This window comes from Paraburkholderia sp. JHI869, assembly GCF_038900775.1.
Taxonomy (GTDB): Bacteria; Pseudomonadota; Gammaproteobacteria; order Burkholderiales; family Burkholderiaceae; genus Paraburkholderia.
Genome location: NZ_JAYMSC010000002.1, coordinates 170,402 through 196,017 on the forward strand (window position 1 = coordinate 170,402; position 25,616 = coordinate 196,017).

Annotated in this window: 24 protein-coding genes; 16 read left to right on the plus strand and 8 right to left on the minus strand. The window is 64.9% G+C overall.

What is annotated here, in order from left to right; genetic code table 11:
* Positions 1–41 precede the first annotated feature (41 nt).
* Complete coding sequence (locus tag VSR72_RS04115) at positions 42–191, minus strand: hypothetical protein (protein WP_342951154.1); 150 nt, start codon at positions 189–191, stop codon at positions 42–44.
* 71 nt (positions 192–262) lie between these two features.
* Positions 263–679 carry a MarR family transcriptional regulator gene (locus VSR72_RS04120; protein WP_342951155.1) on the minus strand — a complete coding sequence of 139 codons (417 nt, stop codon included), beginning with the start codon at positions 677–679 and terminating at the stop codon, positions 263–265.
* A gap of 165 nt (positions 680–844) precedes the next feature.
* Here VSR72_RS04120 and VSR72_RS04125 point away from each other — a divergent pair, with 165 nt between their 5' ends.
* Together VSR72_RS04125 and VSR72_RS04130 are read left to right on the plus strand one after the other, a co-directional pair.
* A complete protein-coding gene (locus tag VSR72_RS04125) occupies positions 845–1,909 on the plus strand; it encodes an alcohol dehydrogenase (RefSeq protein ID WP_342951561.1) in 1,065 nt (354 codons plus the stop codon).
* A gap of 333 nt (positions 1,910–2,242) precedes the next feature.
* Positions 2,243–4,372, plus strand: a complete 2,130-nt coding sequence (locus VSR72_RS04130; protein WP_342951156.1) for a tetratricopeptide repeat protein — start codon at positions 2,243–2,245, stop codon at positions 4,370–4,372.
* 34 nt (positions 4,373–4,406) lie between these two features.
* Here VSR72_RS04130 and VSR72_RS04135 read toward each other — a convergent pair whose 3' ends face one another.
* Positions 4,407–4,625 carry a hypothetical protein gene (locus tag VSR72_RS04135; protein WP_342951562.1) on the minus strand — a complete coding sequence of 73 codons (219 nt, stop codon included), beginning with the start codon at positions 4,623–4,625 and terminating at the stop codon, positions 4,407–4,409.
* Positions 4,626–4,823: 198 nt separating this feature from the next.
* Between VSR72_RS04135 and VSR72_RS04140 the strand changes: the two genes are divergently transcribed.
* The 5 genes from VSR72_RS04140 (at position 4,824) to VSR72_RS04160 (ending at position 12,206) form a co-directional block, all read left to right on the plus strand.
* On the plus strand, positions 4,824–5,171 hold the full coding sequence (locus VSR72_RS04140) for a DUF1330 domain-containing protein (protein WP_342951157.1): 348 nt from the start codon (positions 4,824–4,826) through the stop codon (positions 5,169–5,171).
* A gap of 157 nt (positions 5,172–5,328) precedes the next feature.
* Entirely contained in the window at positions 5,329–5,784 is a 456-nt protein-coding gene (locus VSR72_RS04145) for a hypothetical protein (protein WP_342951158.1), read from the plus strand.
* A gap of 88 nt (positions 5,785–5,872) precedes the next feature.
* Positions 5,873–8,005 (plus strand): phospholipase C, phosphocholine-specific, encoded by a 2,133-nt coding sequence (locus tag VSR72_RS04150; RefSeq protein ID WP_342951159.1) that lies wholly within the window; start codon positions 5,873–5,875, stop codon positions 8,003–8,005.
* A 297-nt stretch (positions 8,006–8,302) separates the two neighbouring features.
* Positions 8,303–10,543 (plus strand): TonB-dependent siderophore receptor, encoded by a 2,241-nt coding sequence (locus tag VSR72_RS04155; protein ID WP_342951160.1) that lies wholly within the window; start codon positions 8,303–8,305, stop codon positions 10,541–10,543.
* A 220-nt stretch (positions 10,544–10,763) separates the two neighbouring features.
* Positions 10,764–12,206, plus strand: coding sequence for an NAD-dependent succinate-semialdehyde dehydrogenase (locus VSR72_RS04160; RefSeq protein ID WP_201700195.1), 1,443 nt, complete (start codon positions 10,764–10,766; stop codon positions 12,204–12,206).
* Positions 12,207–12,238: 32 nt separating this feature from the next.
* On the opposite strand, the gene VSR72_RS04165 is transcribed toward VSR72_RS04160, so the two are convergent.
* Positions 12,239–12,637, minus strand: a complete 399-nt coding sequence (locus VSR72_RS04165) for a GFA family protein (protein ID WP_342951161.1) — start codon at positions 12,635–12,637, stop codon at positions 12,239–12,241.
* A gap of 221 nt (positions 12,638–12,858) precedes the next feature.
* Here VSR72_RS04165 and VSR72_RS04170 point away from each other — a divergent pair, with 221 nt between their 5' ends.
* Both VSR72_RS04170 and VSR72_RS04175 read left to right on the plus strand, forming a co-directional pair.
* Entirely contained in the window at positions 12,859–13,917 is a 1,059-nt protein-coding gene (locus tag VSR72_RS04170; protein ID WP_342951162.1) for a catalase family peroxidase, read from the plus strand.
* The gene (locus VSR72_RS04175) at positions 13,914–14,459 is read left to right on the plus strand and encodes a cytochrome b (RefSeq protein ID WP_342951163.1); all 546 of its coding nucleotides are present in this window, start codon (positions 13,914–13,916) and stop codon (positions 14,457–14,459) included. The genes VSR72_RS04170 and VSR72_RS04175 overlap by 4 nt, the downstream gene beginning before the upstream one ends.
* A 51-nt stretch (positions 14,460–14,510) precedes the next feature.
* Here the strand turns inward: VSR72_RS04175 and kdgT are convergent, their stop codons facing one another.
* Complete coding sequence (gene kdgT, locus VSR72_RS04180) at positions 14,511–15,527, minus strand: 2-keto-3-deoxygluconate transporter (protein WP_342951164.1); 1,017 nt, start codon at positions 15,525–15,527, stop codon at positions 14,511–14,513.
* Between the two features lie 291 nt (positions 15,528–15,818).
* Between kdgT and kduI the strand changes: the two genes are divergently transcribed.
* The 3 genes from kduI to kdgR all read left to right on the plus strand — a co-directional run bounded on the left by kduI (position 15,819) and on the right by kdgR (position 18,396).
* Complete coding sequence (gene kduI / locus VSR72_RS04185; protein ID WP_342951165.1) at positions 15,819–16,655, plus strand: 5-dehydro-4-deoxy-D-glucuronate isomerase; 837 nt, start codon at positions 15,819–15,821, stop codon at positions 16,653–16,655.
* Between the two features lie 30 nt (positions 16,656–16,685).
* Positions 16,686–17,456: a 2-dehydro-3-deoxy-D-gluconate 5-dehydrogenase KduD gene (kduD, locus tag VSR72_RS04190; RefSeq protein WP_342951166.1), complete on the plus strand. Its 771-nt coding sequence runs from the start codon at positions 16,686–16,688 to the stop codon at positions 17,454–17,456.
* A gap of 118 nt (positions 17,457–17,574) precedes the next feature.
* On the plus strand, positions 17,575–18,396 hold the full coding sequence (gene kdgR / locus VSR72_RS04195; protein WP_342951167.1) for a DNA-binding transcriptional regulator KdgR: 822 nt from the start codon (positions 17,575–17,577) through the stop codon (positions 18,394–18,396).
* On the opposite strand, the gene VSR72_RS04200 is transcribed toward kdgR, so the two are convergent.
* Genes VSR72_RS04200 through VSR72_RS04210 form a run of 3 tightly spaced genes read right to left on the minus strand, consistent with a single transcriptional unit; the run spans position 18,393 to position 22,624 of the window.
* The gene (locus VSR72_RS04200; protein WP_342951168.1) at positions 18,393–19,898 is read right to left on the minus strand and encodes an efflux transporter outer membrane subunit; all 1,506 of its coding nucleotides are present in this window, start codon (positions 19,896–19,898) and stop codon (positions 18,393–18,395) included. The two genes, kdgR and VSR72_RS04200, sit on opposite strands and share 4 nt — an antisense overlap.
* A 16-nt stretch (positions 19,899–19,914) precedes the next feature.
* On the minus strand, positions 19,915–21,495 hold the full coding sequence (locus tag VSR72_RS04205) for an MDR family MFS transporter (RefSeq protein ID WP_342951169.1): 1,581 nt from the start codon (positions 21,493–21,495) through the stop codon (positions 19,915–19,917).
* Positions 21,488–22,624, minus strand: a complete 1,137-nt coding sequence (locus VSR72_RS04210; RefSeq protein ID WP_342951170.1) for an HlyD family secretion protein — start codon at positions 22,622–22,624, stop codon at positions 21,488–21,490. Before VSR72_RS04210 ends, VSR72_RS04205 begins: the two co-directional genes overlap by 8 nt.
* Positions 22,625–22,719: 95 nt before the next feature.
* Here VSR72_RS04210 and VSR72_RS04215 point away from each other — a divergent pair, with 95 nt between their 5' ends.
* From VSR72_RS04215 to VSR72_RS04230, 4 genes are all read left to right on the plus strand, one after another.
* A complete protein-coding gene (locus tag VSR72_RS04215) occupies positions 22,720–23,442 on the plus strand; it encodes a CerR family C-terminal domain-containing protein (protein WP_342951171.1) in 723 nt (240 codons plus the stop codon).
* 112 nt (positions 23,443–23,554) lie between these two features.
* A complete protein-coding gene (locus tag VSR72_RS04220; protein ID WP_342951172.1) occupies positions 23,555–24,190 on the plus strand; it encodes a LysE family translocator in 636 nt (211 codons plus the stop codon).
* 100 nt (positions 24,191–24,290) lie between these two features.
* Positions 24,291–24,857, plus strand: a complete 567-nt coding sequence (locus VSR72_RS04225; protein ID WP_342951173.1) for a TetR/AcrR family transcriptional regulator — start codon at positions 24,291–24,293, stop codon at positions 24,855–24,857.
* 280 nt (positions 24,858–25,137) lie between these two features.
* A complete protein-coding gene (locus VSR72_RS04230; RefSeq protein ID WP_324157093.1) occupies positions 25,138–25,563 on the plus strand; it encodes an organic hydroperoxide resistance protein in 426 nt (141 codons plus the stop codon).
* Positions 25,564–25,616 lie beyond the last annotated feature (53 nt).

The following is a 25,616-nucleotide window of genomic DNA, read 5'->3' on the forward strand; positions in this document are numbered from 1 at the left end:
TGCGAGCGGCGCGTGCTACGCGCGGCGCTCGCAGCACAGCGTTACTGATCGCCCGAATCAGGACGAAATAGATCGAAGCCGGCGAACACGATCACACCGCTGAGCGCCATCAACGGCACCGAATGGCGCCCGAGAACAAGAACCGCGGCCGCAAGCCAGGTTGAAATACAGAAAGCGCCTATGCGCCGCATGATGCAACTCCCTACTCTTTAATACCTTGCTTTAATGCCCTACCGCTGCGCATAAAGCGTGCCGTGCGGATTCAGCACAACGTGGCGCGCGCCGTGCGCAGACGCGACACCGTATCCACGAATGCCTCCCCGCCCAGCGTGCGCTTGAGCCGGCTCGTAACCGTCGCGCTCGCGGCATTGAGCGCCTCGCGAATCGCCATGGCCTGCGCCGTGGGCACGATCGCCACTTCGCGGCCGTCGTCCTCGGTGCGCTGGCGCTCCACATAGCCGCGCGCCTCGAGACCGTCGAGCACACGCGTAGCCGTGGGACGCGCGATGGAGAGCAGATCGGCCAGGTCGCGCTGCGGCGAACCGGGACGCTCCAGCACGGCGCGCAGCATGAAACCCTGCGGCGGCGTGAGCTCGAAGGGCTCGAAGGCTTCCGCCCATTCGCGCTCGAGGCGCCGCGCGAGCGCCGTGGTGTTGAAGTAAAGGCAATGATCGAACATGCGCACAGCATAACCCAATATAGTTAGCTATGCAACGATCTGCGTAGCCCCGAAAATAGAACGACCGGACGAATATGTATCGCATCCGCTATGATGCATAGACACCGCTTTTCGCCTGGCCGTGCCTGGCCGTCGTACACAACACTCACGGAGACATCGATGCAAATGCGCTGTTACTGCGTTATCCATCACGGCAAGCCGCTCGAGCTGATTGAGCGCGACGTGCCCGAACCCAGGGGCACCGAAGTATTGCTGCGCGTGAAGGCCGCGGGCCTGTGCCACTCCGATCTGCATATCTGGGAAGGCTATTACGACCTGGGCGGCGGCAAGAAGCTCTCGCTCGCCGACCGCGGCATCAAGCTGCCGCTCACGCCGAGCCATGAAATCTGCGGCGAGGTCGTGGCACTCGGGCCCGATGCGCAAGGCGCGGCGGAAGCACTCGCTGCAGGCACGTCGACAGTGGTGCATCCGTGGATCGGCTGCGGCGAATGCGCGGCCTGCAAGCGCGGCGAAGAGAACATCTGCGCGAAGCCGCAGTCGCTCGGCGTGCTGCGCGACGGCGGCTTTGCCGACTACGTGATCGTGCCGCATCCGCGCTATCTCGTGGATCTCGCCGGCCTCGATCCCGTGAAGGCCGCGCCGCTCGCCTGCGCGGGTGTGACGACGTATTCGGCCGTGAAGAAGTTCGGCGAACGCATCCATGAAGGCCCTGTGGTCGTGATCGGCGCGGGCGGCCTCGGCATGATGGCGCTCGAAGTGCTCAAGGCGATGGGCGCACAAGGCGCGATCGTCGTGGACGTGGACCCCGCCAAGCGAGAAGCCGCGCTTGCAGCCGGCGCGCTCGCGGCCATCGACGCACGCGCGGAGGACGCCGTGCAGCAGATCGTCGCGGCAACCGGCGGCGGCGCACGTGCGGTGCTCGACCTCGTGGGCGCGACGCCCACCGTCAAACTCGCGCTCGACTCGTGCGCACGCGGCGGCCACGTGGTGATCGTTGGGCTCATGGGCGGCGACCTCACGCTTTCGCTGCCCATCATCCCGATGCGGCCGCTGAAGATCGAGGGCAGCTACGTGGGCACGCTGCCCGAGCTGCGCGAACTCGTCACGCTGATGCGCGAAGGCAAGATGCAGCCTTCGCCCGTCTCCACGCGCCCGCTCACGGAAATCAACGCGGCGTTCGAAGCGCTCGTGCAGGGCAAGGTGGTCGGGCGGCAGGTGCTCGTGCCCTGAGTGCCCTGACGCGTGACATCGCGTGCGGCCCGTTTCGGCGCGCGCGATGACATATTGTTCGGAATACGAAACAATCGGGCAGATTGACCCATGGAGACGGGCGTTGCCCATGCCTGCGCGCGCAAACGCCGCCCCTTACGGCCTACCCACGGCACGCGCCCGAAATGCAAGCCATCTGCAAGCTTTTTCGGGCCAAACGGGCCTATCGCCCGAATAAGCGCAGCGGATGCGCTCAATTCGCGCCGTTGCCTCGACGCGAGCTGTCGTAACCTCGACCTTGCCTCATTGTTCGTGTCGCCCAGGCGCCGCGCCCCGTCTCTTACGATTTTCACTGTGACCATTTCGACGCCTCTCGCGCCCGCCCCCGACGACATCCTGCGCGAAGCCAATGCGCACTGCGACGCCCACCGCTTCGCCGACGCGCTCGCGCTGCTCGACCCGCTCGTCGGCCAGCGCGCCGCCGATGACGCCACGCTCGCGCCGGCGCTCAATCTCGCGGCCCTGAGCGCCACGGGCACGGGCGACGTGGCGCGCGGCGAGGCGCTCTGGCTGCGCTGCCTCGCCGTCAGGCCCGACTTCGTCCAGGCGTACAGCGGGCTCGCCGCGCTCTATGCAACGCTCGGCGCCCTCGCCCAGGCGCAGTCGCTTTATGAGCGGCTGCTGAACCTGATGCCGGCCGACAGCACCGCACGCTGCAACCTCGGCGTCGTATTGCAGCGCCAGGCGCAACATGCCGAAGCGGAAGCGGCTTTTCGCGCAGTGCTCGCGCACTGCCCCGATCACGCCGACGCGCACTACAACCTCGGCGTCCTGCTGCAAGGACAAGGCCGCCAGGCCGAAGCCGAAAGCGCGTTTCGCGCCACCATCGCCGCGAACCCGCGCCACGCGAAGGCCCATAACGGTCTTGGCATGCTGCTGCGCGACCAGGAGCAGTGGGAGGCCGCAGCCGGCGCCTTTCACGAGGCGCTGCTGATCCAGCCGCAGTATCCGGAGGCGCTCAACAACCTCGCCATGCTGCTCAAGGCGTCGGGCAAGCTCGCGGAAGCGGAACTCGCCGCCCGCCTCGCGCTGCAGATTCGCCCCGATTTCGTGGATGCGCTCAACAACCTCGGCTGCGTGCTCAACGAGCTCAAGCGCGCACCGGAGGCGGAGGTGGCGTTTCGCCGGACGCTCGCGCTCGCGCCGAACCACACCGAAGCGCAGTACAACCTCGGCGTCGCGCTGCATACGCTCGAGCGGCTGCCCGAAGCCGAAGCCGCCTATCGCGAGACGCTGCGCCGCCTGCCGGGCCGCGTCGAGGCGTACAACAATCTCGCCTGCGTGCTCATGGCGCTCGGGCGGCGCGGCGAAGCGCTCGACGTGCTCCATGCAGCCCTTGCCGTACGCCCCGACTTCGCCGAGGCGCACTTCAATATCGCCAGCCTGCACAAAGAGCACGGCCAGCTCGACGAGGCGGAGGCCGGCTACCGCCGCGCGCTCGACGCGAATCCCGACTACGGCGACGCGAAGTTCCGCCTCGCCACGCTGCTCATCAGCATGGGCCGCTTCGAGGAAGGCTTCGCGCGCTACGAATGCCGCTATACGATGCCCGGCTTCGTGCATCACGCGACGCAACGCCTGTTGAAGTGCCCGGCCTGGCAAGGCGAGCCGCTCGCCGGCAAGTCGCTGCTGCTGTGGCAGGAGGACGGCCTTGGCGACATGCTGCAATTCGGGCGCTATGCGCGTGTGCTCAAGGCACAGGGCGCGGCGCACGTCGCATTCGCGTGCCAGGCGTCGCTGCATCGGCTGCTTGGCAGCGTGGAGGGTATCGACGCCGTGCTCGACCACGACGCCGGCGCGGCCGCATCCGCCCGGTTCGACGCATGGGTCAGCCCCATCAGCGTGCCGCATCGTCTGCGCACCACGCTCGACACGATCCCCGCGCCGCTCGTCTACACGCCCGAGCCCGCGCTCGTCGAGCACTGGCGCGCGCGCCTCGCCACGCTCGCGGCGGGTCCGCGCATCGGCATCGTCTGGAAGGGCAATCCGAAGCATTTCAACGACGCGCACCGCTCGCTGCCAACGCTGGCCGCGCTCGCGCCGCTCTGGCGTGTGCCGGGGCTGCAGTTCGTGAGCCTGCAAAAAGGTCAGGGAGAAGACGAGGCCAGCCATCCGCCCGCGGACCAGCCGCTGTTGCATCTGGGCACGGACGTGGGCGATTTCGTCGATACCGCGGCCGTCATCGCGCAGCTCGATCTCGTGATTTGCGTGGATACGTCCACCGCGCATCTGGCGGCGTCGCTCGGCAAACCGTGCTGGGTGCTGCTGCCGCAGCACGATCTGGACTGGCGCTGGATGCACGGCCGCGAGGATTCGCCGTGGTATCCCGGCACGATGCGCCTGTTCCGCCAGCGCATGGACGAAACGTGGAGCGCCGTCGTGGAGCGCGTGCGCGCGGCGTGTGCGGAGCGTTTCGGGGTTTGAAACAACGTTTGGGCGAGCGAGGCGCTCGCGCGTCTCAATCCCAGATGTTGCGGAACGCCACGGCGACGATCACCGGCACGCACATCACGAGCGGAATGGCGAAGTACGGAACTTCCAGATCGACGACCCACTTGTAGACGATCCAGCCAATACCCAGCGCGAGCGTCAGCACGCCCACGAGCGCCGTGAGGGTGTTCAGCAGCCACGTGGGCGGCTGCTTGCGTGCGGGTTTGTTCTCGGGTGACGGGTTCATGGCGGCGGTGGCGAAAAGCGCAAACGTCTCGATCCGGACTGCGCATGGCATGTATTTTACCCCGCGGCACGCCTTCAGCCTAAGCCCGGCGCAGCACGCGCTTTACCTCTGGGGTAATCGATTCCCTGCTCCACGCGCCCTACTCTTGCAAGCGTCGGCCCACCTCCTTCACGCCATTTCACGCTTGCGAGACCTGCCATGACTGCCTACGCCATCGCCCATCTGCGGGACGTCGAACCCTGCCCCGCCATCGTCGAATACCTGGAGAAAATCGATGCCACACTCGCCCCCTTCGGCGGCCGTTTCATCATTCACGGCGGGCGCGTCGAGCGGCTCGAAGGCAAGTTTTCCGGCGACCTCATCATGATCGAATTCGCAAGTCGCGAGACCGCGCGCGCGTGGTATTGCTCCAGCGCCTATCAGGCGATCCTGCCGCTGCGCGCGGAGCACTCGCGCGGCGAAGTGTTCCTGATCGATCAGGTCGAGATGCCGCATCGCGCGACCGACGTGCTGCTTCGCGCGCACGAAACCGGCTCCGCAAAGTGAAAGCATTTCGTTAGCTGCGAATCGGCAGCGAATGTTTTTCATGCCGCACGTTTGCAAAGGAAATTCATCGCATGCAAACGTTTTCGTGCATTTCACAATTCTTTCTTCAATGGCGGCGAAACTGTGCGCGACCCATCCCCACAGAACGGATGCGCACATGAGAATACGCCTTGCCAACCGCGTGTCGACGACCCTGTCGACCGCGACTATCGTTGTACTCGCAACCATCATGCTCGATGCATGCGGCCCGGGCTACGGCTCGTCGGCGGCTTCGTCGACGCCGGATACATCGGCTGCACCATCCGAAAGCCAGAGCGCCGCAACGCCATTGGCGAATAGCACGCGGATATCGCCGTTGCCGACGCCCGACACGAACGCGTCGATAAGCGGTTCGACAAACGCGTCGACGAACCCGAGCGCCATACCCGCTTACGGCGCGAACGCGGCACCCGCCGCGAACACGACGAGCGACCCCGCGCAAAACGCACAGGCCAGCATCGCCGCCGACAGCGATCAGGTCGCGCCGGTCATGAGCTACGCGCCGGGAGACAGCGCGCAGACCCAGGCCAGCAACGGCAACGATTCCAGCAGTCCAGCAACATCCAGCCATTGAAGCATTGCACCTTCGTGCCCCTGCGTGCCGCTGTATCAGCACGCCGCCGGGCACGACACTCCAACCCCAAGCAGAAAGGTGAGCAACAATGACGTCAAACAGCCGTCGCCGTTTCCTGCAGACCGTCGCGCAGTCGGGCGCCGCCGCCGCAGCGATGACCGTTCTTCCCGAATCGATCCGCAATGCGCTGGCCATCCCGGCCAATTCGCGCACGGGCACGATCCGCGATGTTGAGCACATCGTCGTGTTCATGCAGGAGAACCGATCGTTCGACCACTACTTCGGCCATATGCGCGGCGTGCGCGGCTACAACGACCGCCTGCCGATTCCGCTGCCGGGCGGCTTGCCGGTGTGGTATCAGCCGTCGAAGGAAGACGCCACCAAGCCCGTGCTGCCGTTCCACCTCGACACGTTCAAGACGAGCGCGCAATGTGTGGGCGATCTCGACCACTCGTGGTACCCCACGCAGTACGCGATCAACAACGGTCTGTACAACCAGTGGCCGCAGTACAAGACCGATATGACGATGGGCTATTACCTGCGCGCGGACATTCCGTTCCACTACGCGCTGGCCGATGCCTTCACGGTGTGCGACAACTACTTCTGCTCGCTGCCTGGCCCGACGCACCCGAACCGCTCGTATCTCATGACCGGCATGGTCGATCCGACCGGCACGATGGGCGGCCCGCTGCTCGACAACAACGACTTCGTGGACGGCGACGTGCCGCCCACGTATCAACTGCTCTCGTGGACGACCTACCCCGAGCGCCTGCAGGCCGCCGGCATCTCGTGGCAGATCTACCAGCAGGGGACGAACGGCAGCGACCCGCTGAACGGCAACTACGGCACGAACATCCTGCAGAACTTCGCGAACTTCATCAACGCGCAGCCCGGTTCGGCGCTTTACCAGCGCGCGCAAACGGTACGCACGATCGCCGACCTGAAAAACGACGTACTCCAGAATAATTTGCCGCAAGTCTCGTGGCTCTTGCCGCCCGCGGCGTTCTCGGAGCACCCGAAGTACACGCCGGCCTATGGCGCGGAATACACCTCGCAGATCATCGAAGCGCTGACGTCGAACCCCGACGTGTGGAGCAAGACCGTGCTCTTCATCATGTATGACGAGAACGACGGCTTCTTCGACCATGTCGTGCCGCCGCAGCCGCCCACGACGTCCACGCAGGGCAAGTCGACGGTGAGCGTCGAGGGCGAGATCCACAACGTCATCAACCCCTCGGGCCGTGGCGGCAAGTACACCGCCGACGGCCTGCCCTACGGCCTCGGACCGCGCGTGCCGATGACGGTCGTCTCGCCGTGGACCAAGGGCGGCTTCGTCTGCTCGCAGGTGTTCGACCACACCTCGGTGATCCGCTTCATCGAGCAGCGTTTCGGCGTGCAGGAGCCCAACATCACGGCATGGCGCCGCGCGGTGTGCGGCGACCTCACGACGTGCTTCGACTTCCGCACGCCCGACGCGACGATGCCCACGCTGCCGGATACGAGCAACTACATGACGCTCGCCGACAACCAGTGCTCGGCCAACTCGGCGCCCACGGTGCCAGCCACGCCGCTGCCGATCGACGCGCAGGAGCCGGGCGTGCGCTACGCGCGCGCGCTGCCCTACGAACTGCATGTGAACGCGAAGCCCGAAGCGCGGAACAACACGCTTTCGATCACGTTCGCGAACACGGGCCGCCAGGGCGCGCACTTCTACGTGTACGGCACGAATCGCAGCGACGGCCCGTGGCGCTACACGGTCGAGGCAGGCAAGGCGCTCGACGACACGTGGGACCTCACCCCGACGAACGGCGTCTATGCATTCGAGGTGCATGGCCCGAACGGCTTCGTGCGCCGCTTCGCAGGCACGGCCGCGCAGTCGGGTCCGGGCAAGTCGGGCCGCGCACCGGCGCCGGCCGTGTCGGCGCACTACGACGTGGCCAACGGCAACCTCTTCCTCAGGTTCTCGAACGCGGGCAGCAGCGTCGCGCACCTGAACGTCACCGACAACGCCTATGGCGCGCACGAGCGCAACGTGGTCGTGCCGGCCGGTGCGCAAATCGACGAAGTCTGGGTCCTCGCCTCGAGCCATCACTGGTACGACCTCACGGTCACGAGCCGCGACGACGCGACGTTCGCCTGGCGCTTCGCCGGACACGTCGAAAACGGCCGCCCGAGCATCAGCGACCCCGCGGCCGTTGCGCCGGTCACGAAGCTGAGCTGAGTCCGACGCTAGACGCGGTCTTACGATTTCTTTTCTGTTTCCCTATTTGCGGCGCCTTTGGGCGCCGCTTTTTTTGTCTACCTACACAGCCACGGCGGTTGGTCCGTTGGCATAAAAGGGCGGCAAACGCAAGGAATGGCCCATCAAGATGCGGCGATTTCACAACCCTACGGGCGGCTATATGCTTTTTGTTGTAGATGCGAATCATTTGCATTACCATTTGCAGCGCTTTCAAGGCGATTACGTATCGAGACCACCGTTTCGCCTTATTTCTCGCGCTCAATTGATCAGAAGAACATGCAAAATCCTGCCGCCGCCTGCCGCCCTCGCCTCGACCCCGTCCGTTTCCGTTCATCCGCTGCGCTTGCACGCCGCGCGCAACTCAGCGCCGCGCTGCTGGTGAGCGTCGGTATCACGCTCATCACGCTCTCCGCGCCAGGCTGGGCGCAAGACAATGCCTTGGCCGAAGCGCAAGACGGCACGCAAACCGGGAGCAACCAGGCGCTGCCCACCGTCAAGGTCAGCGCCGCGCGCGACAGCGCTGCGGCCTCGCCGGACCGTGTGAGCGCGGGCGCGCTCGGCAACCGCAGGCAGGTGGACACGCCGTTCTCGACCAACGTGGTGACGACGGAGGAAGGCAAGGACCGCCTCGCCTCCACGGCCAACGACCTCTTCAAGTACGACCCGGCCGTGACCGATGTCGGTAACAACATGACCGGCGAAAACTCGGCCTTCAGCATTCGCGGCCTGCCGGTCGACATGCTTAACGGCGTGAAGGTGGACGGCCAGAACTTCCCCTCGTGGGACACCGAGCTTTCGCTCGAACAATTCGAGCAGGTGGAGATGCTCAAGGGGCTTTCGGGCTTCATGTATGGCTTCAGCAATCCGGGCGGCATCGTCAACTACGTGCTCAAGCGTCCGACCGACGACCCGTACCGCAGCTTCTCGATCGGCTACCAATCAGCGGGCGTCCTCAGCCAGAAGATCGACCTGGGCGGACGCTTTGGCCCGGACAAACAGTTCGGCTATCGCCTGAATCTCGTGAACGAAGACGGCAACACCGCCGAAGCGAACGGTCACGTGCGCCGCCAGGTGGCATCGCTTGCGCTCGACTATCGCATCACGCCGGACCTCACATGGACGGTCGACGCGTTCTATCAGAAGCGCAAGACCACCGGCACGCTGTTCGGCCTCTACTTCGGCACCGACGAAAACGGCAATCCGCTCGGCATTCCCGACGCGAGCAAGGTCACGCGCCAGCTCACGCAGCCGCAAAACTGGTACGAAACGGAGATCGCCTCGTTCGGCACCGGGCTCGACTATCGCTTCTCGGAGAACTGGCACGCGAACCTCAAGTACCGCTTCGCCAAGGAAAACCGTTACAACTCCGATAGCCTGCTCTCCGTCTTCAACACGCAAGGCGACTACACCAACACGCTCTATGCCGCGTTGACGCGCTACTTCTATCAAAACGTCGATGCCAACGTGCAGGGCAAATTCGACACCGGCCCGTTCAAGCACGATGTGGTGGTGGGCGCGAGCTATCAGAGCCAGCAAAACGAATACGACGACAGCGAAGGCTGGAACAGCGGCTATTTCCTCGGCATCGGGAATATCTACGGCAGCACGCTGCTCACGAACGACGCGGTGCATATCGGCGAGAACCTGTACCGCCACGAGATCACCACGCAAACCGCGCTCTACGCGAGCGACACCGTGCAATTCACTTCGCGCTTCTCCGCGCTGCTGGGTCTGCGCTACACGCAGTTCCGCGACACCACCTACAACACCGATCAGTCGCAGGCGTCGAGCTATAGCGCGAACCCGGTCACGCCGACCGCCGCGCTCATGTTCAAGCTCGACCCGGATTCGACGCTCTATGCGAGCTATGTCGAAGGCCTGCAGCAAGGCGGCGCGGCGAGCAACACGAACGTCAACTATCCGCAGACCTACGGCCCGCTCAAGAGCAAGCAGTATGAGGTGGGGTTCAAGGCCGATCACCGCGACTGGGGCGCGAATCTCGCGCTGTTCCGCGTCGATCAGGGCTACGAATACACCAATATGGCAAACGTCTTCGTGCAGAGCGGCACAAAGCGCTACGACGGCGTGGACGCGAGCGGGTGGCTGCAACTCGCTCACGACTGGCGCCTGATGGGCGGCGTGATGTGGCTGAACGCGAAGGCCGTGGACGTGGACGACCCGAGCGTGGAAGGCAAGCGCGTGTACGCCACGCCGCGCTTCACGCTCACGGGCCGCGTGGAATACAACCCGTCGTATCTGCGCGCGCTCACGGTCGCGTTCGGCGGCAAATATGTCGGCAATATGGCTGTCGATGCCGCGAACACGCAGTTCGTCTCCGCTTATACGACGTGGGACCTGAGCGCGAAATACGAAACCCAGGTGGCCGGCAAGGACGTCACGCTGCGCGCGGGCGTGAACAATCTGTTCAATCGCAGCTACTGGACTGCGGCTTGGGGCTATTACGTCATGCCCTCGGCCACGCGCACCTTCGTTGCCAACGCAACGCTCGAATTTTGAGCGCTCTATAGCTTCTTAGCCGATTGATGCGCTCGTTCTCATAGTGTGGGTTAAAAAGGGCCAATGTCTCCAGACATCGGCCCTTTCCTTTTGCACGTCCTGCAGCATCTGCGAACCGGTGGCACAATGGGCGCTCCGCATTTTCCGGCGCTGGCCTGCGCGCATTGCCGTGCGCGCGGCGAGAGCCTGTCGTTGAACCGTTGAAAAGGATCGTCCCATCATGAGTTCCAGCGTGAAGCCCTATCCCAACACCCAGATCTACATCGACGGCGCATGGCGCGCCGGCGCGAAGACGATTGCTGTGATCGACCCGGCGACCGAAGCGGAAATCGGCCGCCTGAGCCTCGCGAGCGAGCAGGACCTCTCCGATGCGGCCACCGCCGCCGAGCGCGCCTTCCGCGAATGGCGCAAGGTCTCGCCGCTCGAGCGCAGCAAGCTCATGCGCCGCGCCGCGCAACTGCTGCGCGATCGCGCCGACGACATCGCCGCGATCATGACGCGCGAGCAGGGCAAGCCGTTTGGCGAAGCGAAGCTCGAAACGCTCGCGGGCGGCGACACGATCGACTGGTTCGCCGAAGAAGGCCGCCGCACCTATGGCCGCGTGATCCCGTCGCGCTCGGACGCCGTTCGCCAGATCGTCACGCGCGAGCCGGTGGGTCCGGTCGCCGCGTTCACGCCGTGGAACTTCCCGCTCAACCAGGCCGTGCGCAAGGTGTCGGCCGCGCTCGCCTCGGGCTGTACCGTCGTGCTCAAGGGACCGGAAGAAACGCCGGCCAGCTGCGCCGAACTCGTGAAGGTGTTCGCCGACGCAGGCCTGCCCGCTGGCGTGCTGAACCTCGTGTTCGGTGTGCCTTCGGAAGTGTCGTCGTACCTGATCGCGCATCCGGCCATCCGCAAGATTTCGTTCACGGGCTCGACGCCGGTGGGCAAGCTGCTCGCCTCGAAGGCCGGCGAGCACATGAAGCGCGCCACGATGGAACTGGGCGGCCACGCCCCGGCCATCGTGTTCGCCGACGCCGACGTGCCGCGCGCCGCGAAGCTGCTCGCGAGCGCCAAGTTCCGCAACGCGGGCCAGGTGTGCATCTCGCCCACGCGCTTCATGGTGGAAGACGCCGCGTACGACGAATTTGTCGAGCACTTCGTCGCGACCACGCGCGCGATCAAGGTGGGCAACGGTCTGGAAGACGGCGTGCAAATGGGTCCGCTCGCGAACGACCGCCGCCTCGCGGCAATGGAACGCCTCGTGGCCGACGCGCGCGAACAGGGCGCGAAGGTGCTCACGGGTGGCGAACGCGTGGGCCGCGAAGGCTACTTCTTCGCGCCGACCGTGCTCACCGACGTGCCGCTTTCCGCGCGCATCATGAACGAAGAGCCGTTCGGCCCGATCGCGCCGATCTCGCGTTTCTCGAGCTACAAGGACGCGATCGTCGAAGCCAACCGTCTGCCGTACGGTCTCGCCGCGTATGCCTACACGCGTTCGAGCGCGACCTCGGCCGCACTTTCCGACGACGTGGAAACCGGCATGCTGTCGATTAACCACCACGGCCTCGCCCTGCCGGAAACGCCGTTCGGCGGCGTCAAGGATTCGGGTTACGGCTCGGAAGGCGGCAGCGAAGCGATGGAAGCCTATCTCGTCACGAAGTTCGTTTCCGAGCATCGTTGATCGCTTCTCGTTGAAGCGCGCTTCTCGGCCGCTTACGGTTCGGGAAGCGCATGCGGATATTGCGGCAAACCGTCCGCGAGTTGCACCCAGGCCAGCTTCTGCGAGGTCCAGGTGTGATGCTCGGGCGGCGCGTCGTCGGGACGATCGAGCGTGCCCGTCGCCACGTCGATCTCGCCCGCGAATGCGGCGTGCCGGTAGGTGAGCGGCGTACCGCAATCGGCGCAGAACCCGCGCTCAACACCCGGACTCGACGCACGCGTTTTCGTTGCACCCGCAACGACCGTGAACGCACTCCACGGCACGCTGATCCAGCCGACGAACGGCGCCCCCGAAGCGCGCCGGCAATCCACGCAATGGCACACCGTGCTGCCAATCGGCGCAGCCGAAATCTGGTAGCGGACCTTTCCGCATAAGCAACCGCCAGTCAGCATCACTCACTCCTTCGCGCATCGATCCGGTTTAAGGCTTTCAACGATGTAACACGCGCGCCATAGCATCGTTGCACGATTTCGCTTCGCCCATGGAATAAAACGCAGAGCCGTGTTGTTGACGCCAGTAACGGCCCTCGGCCATAGACTGGACCCATCATGCACACACTCGCACACTTTTCGCTTTCGATTGCGTTGCGGCGCGCGCGCAAAGGGGCACGCCCGTGAACCGCGCCTCGATCTGCGTGCCATGCCGGCTCGCGGCCATTGCGGCCGTGGTGGGTTGCGCTGGCGCGGCATTTGCATGGACGGCCGGCTGGCTCACGCCAACACGCATCACCGCGCCGCATATCATCAATACGTTCGAGTCGAACTACGGCATCCATACGGGCTATCGGCGCAATCATGCCAAGGGGCTCTGCGTGGAAGGCTGGTTCGAGAGCAACGGCAACGGCGCGCAAGTCTCGCGAGCGGCCGTGTTCGCGCCGGGACGCACGCCCGTGATCGGACGCTTCGCCATTCCCGGCAGCAGTCCCGCCGCGCCCGACGCGAGCACCCCCGTGCGCAGCATGGCGCTGCTCTTCCAGTTGCAGGACGGCGAGCAGTGGCGCACCGGCATGAATTCGGTTCCTATTTTTGTCGTTCGCACCCCGAAGCAGTTCTATAGCCAACTGGTGGCATCGAAACCGGATCCGGCAACGGGCAAGCCCGACCCCGCGAAACTCGACGCTTTCTTCCAGGCGAATCCGGAAACACTGCCGTTCCGCAACTGGCTGAAGGCGAATCCGCCCTCCTCCAGTTTCGCGAATACGGCGTTCTACAGCGTCAACGCGTTCATCGCAACTGATGCTGCCGGCAACCAGCGTGCCGTGCGCTGGCAGACGGTGCCCGAAGTGGCGTATGCGCCGCAAACGCCCGCAGAAAAAGCCAACCCGAACTTCCTGGCCGACGACTTCACCACGCGCTTCGCAGCAGGCCCGCTGCGTTGGCATCTGGTGCTCACGGTCGCGGCACCCGGCGACCCCACGAACGACGCCACGCAGGGATGGCCCGCGGACCGCCAGCAGATCGACGCAGGCACGCTTGTCTTGCAGCGGGCCGAGCCACAAGCCAACGGCATGTGCCGAGACGTGAACTACGATCCGACCATCCTGCCCGCCGGCCTGAAGCCTTCCGACGACCCCTTGCTCGCCGCCCGTTCGGCAGCGTATGCCGTTTCGTTCAATCGACGCACGCGTGAGGAAGCCAACCTCGCGCAAACGCATGGAGGCGCGCAGCCATGAAACAACCGGGCCAACACTTCAGCGCACTCCAGCGCCTTCTGCATTGGTCGATGGCAGTCCTGATCGTTACGATGCTGTTCGTAGGCGTGGGGATGGTCTCGACGGTCTCGCGGCTGCACGACACGCTGCTCGCGCTCCACCGGCCGCTGGGCATTGCGCTGCTCGCGCTCGTGCTGCTGCGCCTGGCCGTGCGGCTCATGCGCGGCGCGCCGCCCTTGCCCGCCGATCTGCCCATCTGGCAGCGGCTTGGCGCGCACGCTTCGCACCTCGTGCTCTATGCGTTGATGATCGCCATGCCGCTGATCGGCTGGTCGATGCTATCTGCGGGCGGCTATCCCATCGTGATGTTCGGCGGCGTGCACCTGCCGCCGATCGTGCCGCATGATGTCACGCTCTATGCTTGGCTGCGCGCCGCGCATACGTGGCTCGCCATGGCGCTGTACGCGACCGTATTGCTGCATCTGGGGGCCGCGCTCTTTCACGCGCTCATTCGCCGGGACGGCGTGCTCGCCAGCATGGCGCGCGGCGAAGCACGCAGTTAAGCGCGTGTGAAGCGAGGTTCCCGTGCACGGGAACCTCGTCTCGCCTATCAATCAAACGTGAGCGTCGCGCCCCGCCACGGGCGGCACGGGCGGTTCCATCAGTTCCTGTAGCAACGCATCGCGCGCGCTTCGGCGGCGCACCCACAGCGCCGTGAGCATCGGCACGAGGATCGCGGTCACGAGGCAGGCGGTGGCGACCATCGCCGTTGCCGCCGGCACGAGCGGTTTGAAACTCGGAATCATCTCGCCGATGATGGCCGGATTCGCCACCGCCGCGCCCGCCGTGGACGAAGCCGCGAGCCCCGCCGCACCGTTGCCGCCTGCAATCAGGCGATCGGCAAGAATCAGCGGAATGCCGGTCACGACGATCACGCCCAGCCCGAGCACCACGCCCGGGATGCCGCTCGTGACGATCACATTGAGATCGATGCCGTTGCCCAGCGCAAAGCCGAAGAACGGAATGAGCGGATGCACGCAGCGGCCGAACAGTTCGCGCAGATCGCTGTCGAGATTGCCCAAGGTAAAGCCGACCAGAAACGGCAGCACGGCGCCCACGAATAGACGCGGCTCGAAGAACGCGACGCCGGTCGCGCCGAGGATGAGCATGCTGACGAGCGGCCCCGACTCGACCGACATCAGCACGAATGCACCCGCCTCCTCCTTCGTGCCGTATTGCTGCATCACGGCCGCATAGAGACCGCCGTTGGTCATGTCCATCGAGGTCGTGATGGCGAGCACGGAGAGCCCGGCGAAGAGCCCGGTCTTCACGCCGTCAACGGGAATGAAATGCGCGGCGACCAGCGTGGCGACCCAGGCCACGAGCATCTTCGTGACGAGCAGCGTGCCGGACTTGCGCAGCACGGTGCCTGTTGCGCGCAGGTCGATGGTCGCGCCCATGCAGAAGAACCACACCGCGAGAATCGGCACGGTGCCGGTGATCAATCCATTGGTGAACGAACCAAAGTATTTGCCTGCTCCTGGCGCGAACGTATGAACACAGGCGCCGAGCAGCAGCGGGACCAGCATCAGGCCGCCTGGTATGCGGTCTATGGCCTTCTTCAGCTTCATGCCTCCTCCGTGGATTTTGCATCCGGTTGCCGGATCGGCACGTTGGCGCGTCCGGCTTTTTTCTCGCGGTGCTCCCTTACCGGAAACAGGATAGCAGCGGGAAAGGAACGCTGTTCCGATTTTTGAGTAGAAAATCATCAACGTTTACCCGCTAACGATTCACTATTTGGGCAGACGGCTTGCCAAGCGCGCTACGGCGTCGCAACATTTCCGGACCGATGTTCCGAAAATGAGAATCTGCACTATAGTCCACGACAGACGGTGCGCCGCCCCATCCAACGGAGACATGGCATGGAAGTCCGACAAAGCCTCAACAGCGAATACGCAAAGACGCTCGACACGGCGGGACTGCGCCGCGAGTTCCTGATCGAACGCGTATTCGAGCCCGATGCGCTCATGCTCACCTACAGCCACGTGGACCGCATCATCGTGGGCGGCGCGTTTCCCGCCACGCGCGCGGTCGAGGTAAGCGCCACGCTCGGCAAGTCGATCGGTGTGAGCTATCTGCTGGAGCGGCGCGAACTGGGCGCGATCAATATCGGCGGCGACGGCTGGGTGGACGTGGACGGCGTGCGCCACGCGGTGCGCAACGAGGAAGCGATCTATATCGGCAAGGGCGCACAGGCTGTCGCATTCGGCAGCAACGATCCGGCGCGGCCCGCGAAGTTCTACCTCAATTGTGCGCCTGCGCATACCGCGTATCCCACGCGCACCATTTCGTTATCCGAAGCATCGCCGCAAACACTTGGTGATGCGGCCACGAGCAACCGGCGCACGATCTACAAGTTCATCGTGCCGGAAGTGCTGCCCACTTGCCAGCTTTCAATGGGCATGACCAAGCTCGAACCCGGCAGCCTCTGGAACACCATGCCGTGCCACACGCACGAGCGGCGCATGGAGGTGTACTTCTATTTCAATGTGGCCGACGACGCGGCGGTCTTCCACCTGATGGGCGAGCCGCATGAAACACGGCACATTCTCGTGCACAACGAGCAGGCCGTGATCTCGCCGAGCTGGTCGATCCATTCGGGCGTCGGCACACGTGCCTATACGTTCATCTGGGGCATGGTCGGCGAGAACCAGGTGTTCGGCGACATGGATCATCTCGCCGTGCGCGATCTGCGCTAACTCCCTTCGATCTACAAGGCCTGCCTGCTCATGGCATCCAGCACGCTCAATCCCTTCGATCTCAGCGGCAAAGTCGCCGTCGTCACCGGCAGCAATACGGGCCTGGGTGCTGGCATGGCGCTCGCGCTCGCACAGGCGGGCTGCGACATCGTCGGCGTTTGCAGGGGCGAGCCCGGCAATACGTCTGCGCTAGTCGAGGCCTTGGGGCGCCGCTTCATCGACGTGCGCGCCGACCTCGGTTCGATCGCGCCGGTGGAGGACATCGTGCGAGCAGCCGTCGAAGCCTGCGGACGGATCGACATCCTCGTGAACAACGCTGGCGTAATTCGGCGGGAAGACGCGCTCACCTTCGGCGAAGACGACTGGGACGCCGTCATGGACGTCAACCTCAAGAGCGTGTTCTTTCTCGCTCAGGCGGCCGCGCGCCAGTTCGTCGCGCAGGGCGGCGGCGGCAAGATCATCAATATCGCTTCGATGCTGTCGTTTCAGGGCGGCATTCGCGTGGCTTCCTATACGGCCTCGAAAAGCGGCGTGCTGGGTCTCACGCGCCTGCTCGCGAACGAATGGGCCGCGCACGGCATCAACGTCAACGCGATCGCGCCCGGTTATATGGCGACAGCGAACACGGCCGCCTTGCGCGACGACGCCCAGCGCAACGGCGAGATCCTCAACCGCATTCCCGCGGCCCGTTGGGGCGAGCCTGATGATCTCGCGGGACCCGTGGTGTTTCTCGCCTCGGCGGCGTCGGATTACGTGCACGGCCACACGCTCGCTGTGGACGGCGGCTGGCTAGCGCGCTAGCACACGCGGTGCGCGCGGGACGCGGTATGCTCGCGTTAGCGATACACATGGACCAGCAACAATGGCAGCAAGCGTGGAAAAAACGGGCAAAGGTCAGCGCGGCGCACAGGAGCACGCAATGAACGAAACGGACGGCGGCACGGAAAAAGGCGAATCGGTCTCGTCGATCGGCCGCGTGTTTGCGATCCTCGGTGCCCTCGGCGAGAATGGGCCGATCGGCATCAGCGAGCTTTCGCAGCGGCTTGCGCTCTCCAAAACCACGGTGCACCGCGTGCTGCAAACGCTGAAGGCGCTAGGCTATGTCGCGCAGGAGGTCGAAACCGACCGCTATCGTCTGACGATCCGGCTGTTCGAACTGGGCGCGAAGGCGCTCGAAAGCGTGGACCTCGTGCGCGAGGCCGACATCGAAATGCGCCGCATCGCGCAGGCCACGCGCGAAGCGGTCCACCTGGGCGCATTCGACGAAGACGCGATCATCTATATCCACAAGATCGACTGCGATTACGGCCTGCGCATGCAATCGCGCATAGGGCGGCGCAATCCGCTGCATAGCACCGCAATCGGCAAGGTGCTGCTCGCGTTCATGCCGCCCGCCGACGCGCAGGAAACGCTTTCGCACGTGGAGTTCAGAAAGTCGACGCAAAAAACGCTCACGTCCGCCGATGCGGTGCTGAGCATTCTTCCGCACGTGCGCGAGCAAGGCTACGGCGAAGACAACGAAGAACAGGAAGATGGTTTGCAGTGCCTGGCAGTGCCCGTGTTCGACCGCTTCGGGCATGTGATCGCCGGCCTCTCGATTTCGTTTCCGACCATGCGCTGCGGCGCGGATACGAAGGCGCACTACGTCGCCCTGCTCAAGCGCGCGGGCGCGGCGATCTCTGCGCGGCTCGGCTATTGCGAGCCGGCCGCGCACGAGCACGCGCCCGCCGAACCCGGTTAGCCCGGCGTTGCCGCCGTGGCGGCCGTGGCCGTCGTGGTGGTCTGCCAGCCAAGACCCAGGCTCTTCTGCAACGACACGAAGTCCTTGAGCAAATCGGCCTGGCCCGACACCACGTTCTGCTGCGCGGTGAATTCCGTGCGCTGCGTGTCAAGCAGATCGACGAGGCTCGACGCCCCCGCGCGATAACGCTGCCGCATGAGCGTTGCGGACCGCTCGGCCGACACCTGCACCTTCTGCAAGGTCACCAGATGCTCGCGCTGATAGCCATAGCGCGAGAGCGACGCGTTCGCGTCCTGGAGCGCCGCGAGCACCGCCTTTTCGTAGCGCGCCTCGGCTTCGTCGCGCGACGCTTCTGCGCCGCGCACCGCACCCAACGTGCGCCCGAAGTCGAACACGTTCCACTGCAGATACGGCGCGCCTACCCAGCTGAAATTGCTCTTGCGGAACAAGTGCCCCGGCTCCGCGGCCGAAAAACCGAGGTCGCCGAACAGCGTGAGCTTGGGGAAATAGTCAGCCACGTGCTCGCCGATCTGCGCATTGTTCGAAGCGAGACGCCGCTCCGCCGCACGAATATCGGGGCGTTGCGCAAGCATCGTGGTGGGATCACTCACGGGCACGCTTGCAGGCATCGTGGGCAGCGGCTGCGCCGTTGCCAGCTCCGCGTCGAGCGCGCCAGGCGCCTTGCCCGTGAGCACCGCCAGCTGATCGAGTGATATTTCCACTTGCGCCGCGAGCGGCGTGATCGTGGAGCGCGTGTTTTCCACCTGCGTCGTGAGCCGCTGCACGTCCACCTCGGCCGCCGTACCGCCCGCACGGCGCTGTTCGGTGAGCGTGAGCATCTCCTGTTGCAGTTCCGCTGTGTGCTGCGCGATGGCGAGGCGCTGCTGCTCGTCGCGCAGATCGATATAGGCTTGCGCGACTTCGGCCGCGAGCGATACCTGGGTGTCCGCAAGATCGGCGTTCACGGCATCGGCCTCAGCGCCCGCCGCTTCAATGGCGCGGCGCGTGCCGCCGAACAGATCGATTTCCCACGACGCATCGAAGCCCGCCGTGTAGAACGTGATCGGACCGCCGCCCGAAGAGCCGCCCTGCCCCGAGCTGCTGCCCGACGTCAACGCGCTCAAGTCCGGCTGGCGCATGCGGATCGCCGCTGCGCTCGCGGCGACCTTCGGCAGTTCGGCGGCACGCTGCTGTTGCAGTTGCGCGCGCGAGGCACGCAAACGCGCCTGCGCCGCGCGCACATCGGGATTATGGGCGAGCGCCGCTTCGATCAGCGTGTTCAGTTGCGGGTCGTTCAGTGCGAGCCACCATTGGCTCGGCGCGCGCGTGGGCGTCACGCCTTGTGCGGGCGTACGCATGAACGAAGCTGCGTTCGCCGCTTCCGGCGCGACGGCCGGTGCGCCGCGATAGTCGGGGCCTACGGTACAGGCGGCCAGCGCGCAAGCTGCGGCGAGCGCGCTCAGCGCGGCGTAGGGAATACGGGAGTAACGGGTTGCCGTCATGAGTCAGAGATAATCTTCAGTGGCCGCCGGACGGCGCTTGCGCGCCGGGCTGCGGTTTCTTGAGCAGGAGCGCGAGCGGCACGCACGCCGCCAGTGCGATGCCGAGCACCCAGAATGTTTCGGAGTACGTGATGACCATCGATTGCTGCGAGATCTGCGCAGCGATCTGGCCGAGCGCCTGCATCTGCGAGTGCGCCATGTCGCATGTCTGCGTGAACCAGTTGGCCGCGCTCCCCGCCACACGCTCCTGGCCGATGATCGAATTGGCGCTGAGCGATTCGCGCAGTACGGCAGTATGGAACGCCTCGCGCCGGTCGATCAGCGTGCCGATGATCGCCAGCCCCACCGAGCCGCCCAGGTTGCGCGCCATGTTGTAGAGCCCGGCCGCGTCGCCTGAATCTTCGCGCGACACCGCCGCCATCGACGCCTGGTTGAGCGGCATCATCGCAAGCATCTGCGCTACGCCGCGAACGAGCTGCGACCACACGAAATCGTGGCCCACACTTTGCGCCGTGAGCGAAATGTCGAGCATGCAACTCAGCGTGAACAGCAGCAACCCGGACACCACCAGGATGCGGAAATCCACCTTGCCGAGCAAGCGCGGCAGAATCGGCATCACGAGGAACGCGGGCAGCCCCGAAAGCAGCATGATCGCGCCCGACTGCTGGGCGTTGTAGCCGGCAACGAGGCTCAAAAACTGCGGCAGCAGGTACGAAATGCCGTAAAGCCCTGCCCCCACCGCGAACACGATAATGATCACGCTCGCATAGCGTGGATTGCGCATGAGCGAGAGACGCAGAATGGGCTTTTTCGCGGTGACCTGCGAAAGCGCGATGAGCGCCATGCCCGCGAGCGTTACCCACGTGAGCGTGACGATAAAGTGCGACTCGAACCAGCGTTCGCGCTGGCCCTCTTCGAGCACGACGGTCAGCGAGCTAAGGCCCACCGCGAGCCCCACAATACCGAGCCAGTCCGCCTTGAGAAACGCTTCCCAGTGCGGCCGGTCGGGTTCGAGCCCGACGAGCAGCAACGTAATGAGCGCGAGGCACACCGGCAGGTTGATGAAGAAGCACCAGCTCCAGCTGATGTTCTCCGCGAGCCAGCCGCCCACCACGGGCCCGAGTAGCGGGCCGAGCAGCACGATCAGGCCGAACACGGTCATGCCCACGGGCAGCTGCGAAAGCGGCAGGCGCGTGCGGATGATGGTCTGGCCGGTCGGGATCATCGCCCCGCCCGTGAAACCCTGGCCAATGCGCCCGGCGATCATCATGCCAAGCGTATTCGACCAGCCGCACATCATCGAAAAGGCGATGAAGAGCGCTGAGTTCGCGAGCAGGAAATTTCGCAGTCCGAATACGCGCGTGAGCCACGCGGCGAGCGGAATCATCACGATCTCGGACATCAGATAGCCCGTGGAGATCCACGTGCCCTCGGTGCCCGTCGCGCCAATTTGGCCCTGGATTTGCGGCAGCGCCGAGTTCGTGATGGAAATGTCGAGCGTGGCCATCAACGCGCCGAGCGCACCTGCCGCGACGGCGATCCAGTCGGCGACGCTTGCGCGCTCGCCATGCGGATGCGGCATGGCCGCCTCAGCCATGGTGGTTCTCTTGCTCGATGCGGCGGTCGTCCTCGCTCGCGGAACGCGTGTCGACATCGACCGTCACCGACATGCCCGGCAGCAGCACGCTACGCGTCTCGGGCCCGGTGTCGAGGCGGATGCGCACCGGCACGCGCTGCACGATCTTCGTGAAGTTGCCCGTGGCGTTCTCGGGCGGCAAGAGCGCGAACTGCGCGCCCGTGCCCGGCGAGAAGCTGTCCACCACGCCATGCAGCGTGTGGCCGGGCAGCGCGTCCACATGCAGCTCCACGGGCTGGCCCGCGCGCATGCGGCCGATCTGCGTTTCCTTGAAGTTCGCCGTGAGGTAGGTGCGCTGCACAGGCACGACAGTGAGCATGCGCGTGCCCGGCTGCACGTACTGGCCCACGCGCACGGTGCGGTCGCCCACGCGGCCCGCGAGCGCGCTCTTCACCACCGAGTTGTCGAGGTCGAGCTGCGACTGCGCGGCGTTCGCACGCGCCGCCTCCAGTTGTGCTCGCGCCTGCGAGAGCTGCGCGTTCAGCGCCGAGATCTGCGAGCGCGCGGACGTCACGGCGGCTGCATCGGCGGCGAGCGTGGCCTGCGCCTTGTCGCGTTCGCTCTTGAGTTCGGCAAGCCGCTCAGTCGTTTCCGCACCCGTGGCCGCGAGCGGCGCGTAGCGCGCCACTTCGTCGTTCGCGTGACGCAGGCTCACCTGGGCGACTTCCTGCTGCGCTTGCGTCTGCGCGACGTTGGCGCGCTGCTGCTCGATCTGCGCCTGGGCATGCTCGATATCCGCCGTGCGCGCGTCGACGGTGGCCTGCGCCTGGTCGAGCGCCACCTGATACTGGCGTGCGTCGAGCTTCACGAGCGGATCGCCGGCCTTCACGGCCTGGTTGTCGGCCACGTAGACGTCCGTCACATAGCCGCTCACCTTCGGCGCGATCGTCACGCTGTCAGCCTGCAGATAGGCGTCGTCAGTGGATTCGATGAAGCGCCCGACCACCCACCAGTGGCCGAGCCACGCCGCCGCGGCGACGAGCGCCGCGAGTCCCAGCAGGATCAGGATGGTTCGTTTCGCGCCGCTCCGCGCAGGTGAAGCGGCGGCGTCCGGCACGTCGCGCCCGGGCGCGCCTGCAGTCGTAGACATGTTGTTGTTTCTCAATTTATTCCAGTCGGCAAAATTATTCCACTTGGAAAAATTGTGTCAAGTGTTATATTTCGCAGGGATACGAAAGGAAATGCATGAGCGAAGGTAAGAAACTGCGACGCTCGCCCGAAGGAGGCTATGCGCGGGGCGACGAAACACGCCGCAAGATCATCGAGGCGGCGATCAGCCTGTTCGGGCAGCACGGCTTCGACGGCGCCTCCACGCGCGACATCGCCGCGCGTGCGGGCGTCAACGCGCCGGCGCTGCAGTATTACTTCGAGAATAAGGAAGGCCTGTACCGCGCCTGCGCGGAGTCGATCGCCGACGAATCGTTGCAATCGTTCGCACCGGCCATGCAGCGCGCGCGCGAAGCGCTCGATCGCAACGCGGACACCGAAGCGCTGATCGACGCCTTCATCGATATCCAGTCGGCCGTGGCCGACCGCAGCTTCGTCAAGCAGCACGGCCCGGACCAGCGCCTCTTCTTCGCGCGCGAACAAGGCGGCGGCGAACCGGAGATCGGCTCGGAAATCCTGCGCGAGCGCGTGCGCTCGCCGCTGAACAACATCAACGTGGAATTGCTCGAACGCATTACCGGCATGCCGGCCCACGATCCGCTCACCGTAGTGCGCATGTACAGCCTGTACGGGCAGTTTCTGTTGTTCTTCATCGCGCGCCGCTCCACGCTCACGATGCTCGGCTGGGACGACATCGACAGAGCGAAGGCCGACTTCCTGAAGGCGAGCATCGCGGACCAGACGCGCGTGCTGCTGCACCACTGGAATCGCGAGCGCGACAAGCACAATCGCTCAGAATAACTAAGCACTATTCACGCGACCGGCACGATCCTGCGGCACTGAAGGGAACCCTCGCGGCGCATCTCCGAGCGTGTTAGTGTTCGAGATTCCCTCCCCGCCTGGAGCCGCCAGCATGTCGCCTCTCGCCGCCGTTGCCAGCATTCTCATCGCCGTTCTACTCGGAGCCATGAGCCCCGGCCCGAGCTTCGTGCTCGTCGCGCGCAATTCGATCGGTCTTTCGCGCCGCGACGGCGTCGCCACCGCGCTAGGCATGGGCACGGGTGCGATCTGCTTTGCGGGCATCGCGCTCGCCGGGCTCTACACCGTGCTCGCCACCGTTGCCTGGTTGTACGCCGCGCTCAAGATCGCGGGCGGCGCCTATCTGCTCTACATCGCATCGCGCATCTGGCGCGGCGCGGGCTCGCCGATCACGATGAGCAAGACGGCAGCGCCGGACGAGCGCCCCGGGAAGTCGTACTGGAGCGGCCTCACCACCCAGTTGAGCAACCCAAAAACGGCCATTGCCTACGGCGGCATTTTCGTCGCGCTGCTGCCGCATAACCCGCCGCTGTGGTGCTACTTCGCATTGCCGCCACTCGTATTCGCGATCGAAACCGGCTGGTACACGGTCGTCGCGCTGTGCTTTTCGAGCCAGCGTCCGCGCGACGTCTATCTGCGCGCCAAGAGCTGGATCGACCGCGTCGCGGCTGGGGCGATTGCGGCGCTGGGCCTGCGCCTGATTTTCAGCGCCGGGCATCGCGGAATTTGACGTCGCAGCGCCGGGCGCGGCCTCAAGGTCGCGCCCGGCGCACTGAATTTTTTTGCACGGGCGCTTGACAATCTATCTTCCAGTAGATAAATTGGAGCCCATGAACACGAAGTTGACAGTCCGGGAGCAGGTTCTCGACCACGCCATCACCCTCATGATGCTGCGGGGCTATAACGGATTCAGCTACCGCGACTTGTCAGAGCTGGTGGGCGTGAAAACGTCGAGCATCCACTATTACTTCCCGTCGAAAGACGACCTCGTGCTGGAAGCAGTGAGCCAGTACAGTGGCGACGTCATGGCGGGATTGCAGTCGATCGACGCAGCACTCCCGGCGCAGGAAAAGCTCGCTACGTACACGCGGCTCTTCGGCAAGACGCTGGGCGACGGCAACCAGATCTGCCTGTGCGGCATGCTGGCCGCCGACATCGAGTCGCTGCCGGAAGCCGTGCGTCAGGCCGTGCAAGCGTTCTTCCGCGCCAACGAAAGCTGGCTGGCCGAAGTGCTGGCCCAAGGCGCGAAGGAAGGCACGCTGGTCGTGAAGGGCAAGCCCGAAAGTTCGGCGCGGACGTTGTTCGCGGCCTTGCAGGGCAGCGTGGTTGCAAGCCGGCTGTTCCATACGAAGTCGCGCCTCGAAGATGTCGAAGCCATGTGGCGCGTGGCTCAGTGAAGCATTTTTGCCAGTAAGACGGGGCGGCTAGCCGCCTCTTTTATTAGGCTTATGATTCTATCTTCTGATAGATAGCTAGAAAGAGGAGCATCATGAGCGTGTTTCGACGATCGGAAATCTATCTGGCAATAGATAGAGTACAAAAATTGACGATCGGAAATTCGCAAGCGTTGCTCTTCTGCTGGACCCTGGTGCACATGGCTGTCGCCTTGCATCACTAAATTGAACGCTGTAATCCGCTGTACCTTCAACGAACCGTCTTTGCTCAAAGGAGCCTGTCATGTCGATCGAAAAAGTCCTCTACCGCGCCGAAGCCAACGTCACCGGTGGCCGCGACGGCCGCGCCGTCGTCCCCGCCAGCAACCTGGACCTGAAGCTCACCACGCCGCGCGAACTGGGCGGCGCGGGCGGCGACGGCACGAACCCCGAGCAGCTTTTCGCCGCAGGCTATAGCGCGTGCTTCATCGGCGCGATGAAGTTCGTCTCCGCACGCGACAAGATTGCGCTGCCCGCCGATGTCTCAATCACCGGCAATGTCGGCATCGGCCAGATTCCGAATGGCTTCGGCATTGAAGTCGAACTGAAGATTTCGCTGCCCGGCATGGATCGCGCCGCTGCCCAGGCGCTCGTCGACAAGGCACATATCGTGTGCCCGTACTCGAACGCCACGCGCGGCAACATCGACGTGACGCTCACGATCGTCTAAGCGTCACGCTCCACGCGAGCGCCACGCAGCAAGAGCCGAGGGCCGCCATAAGC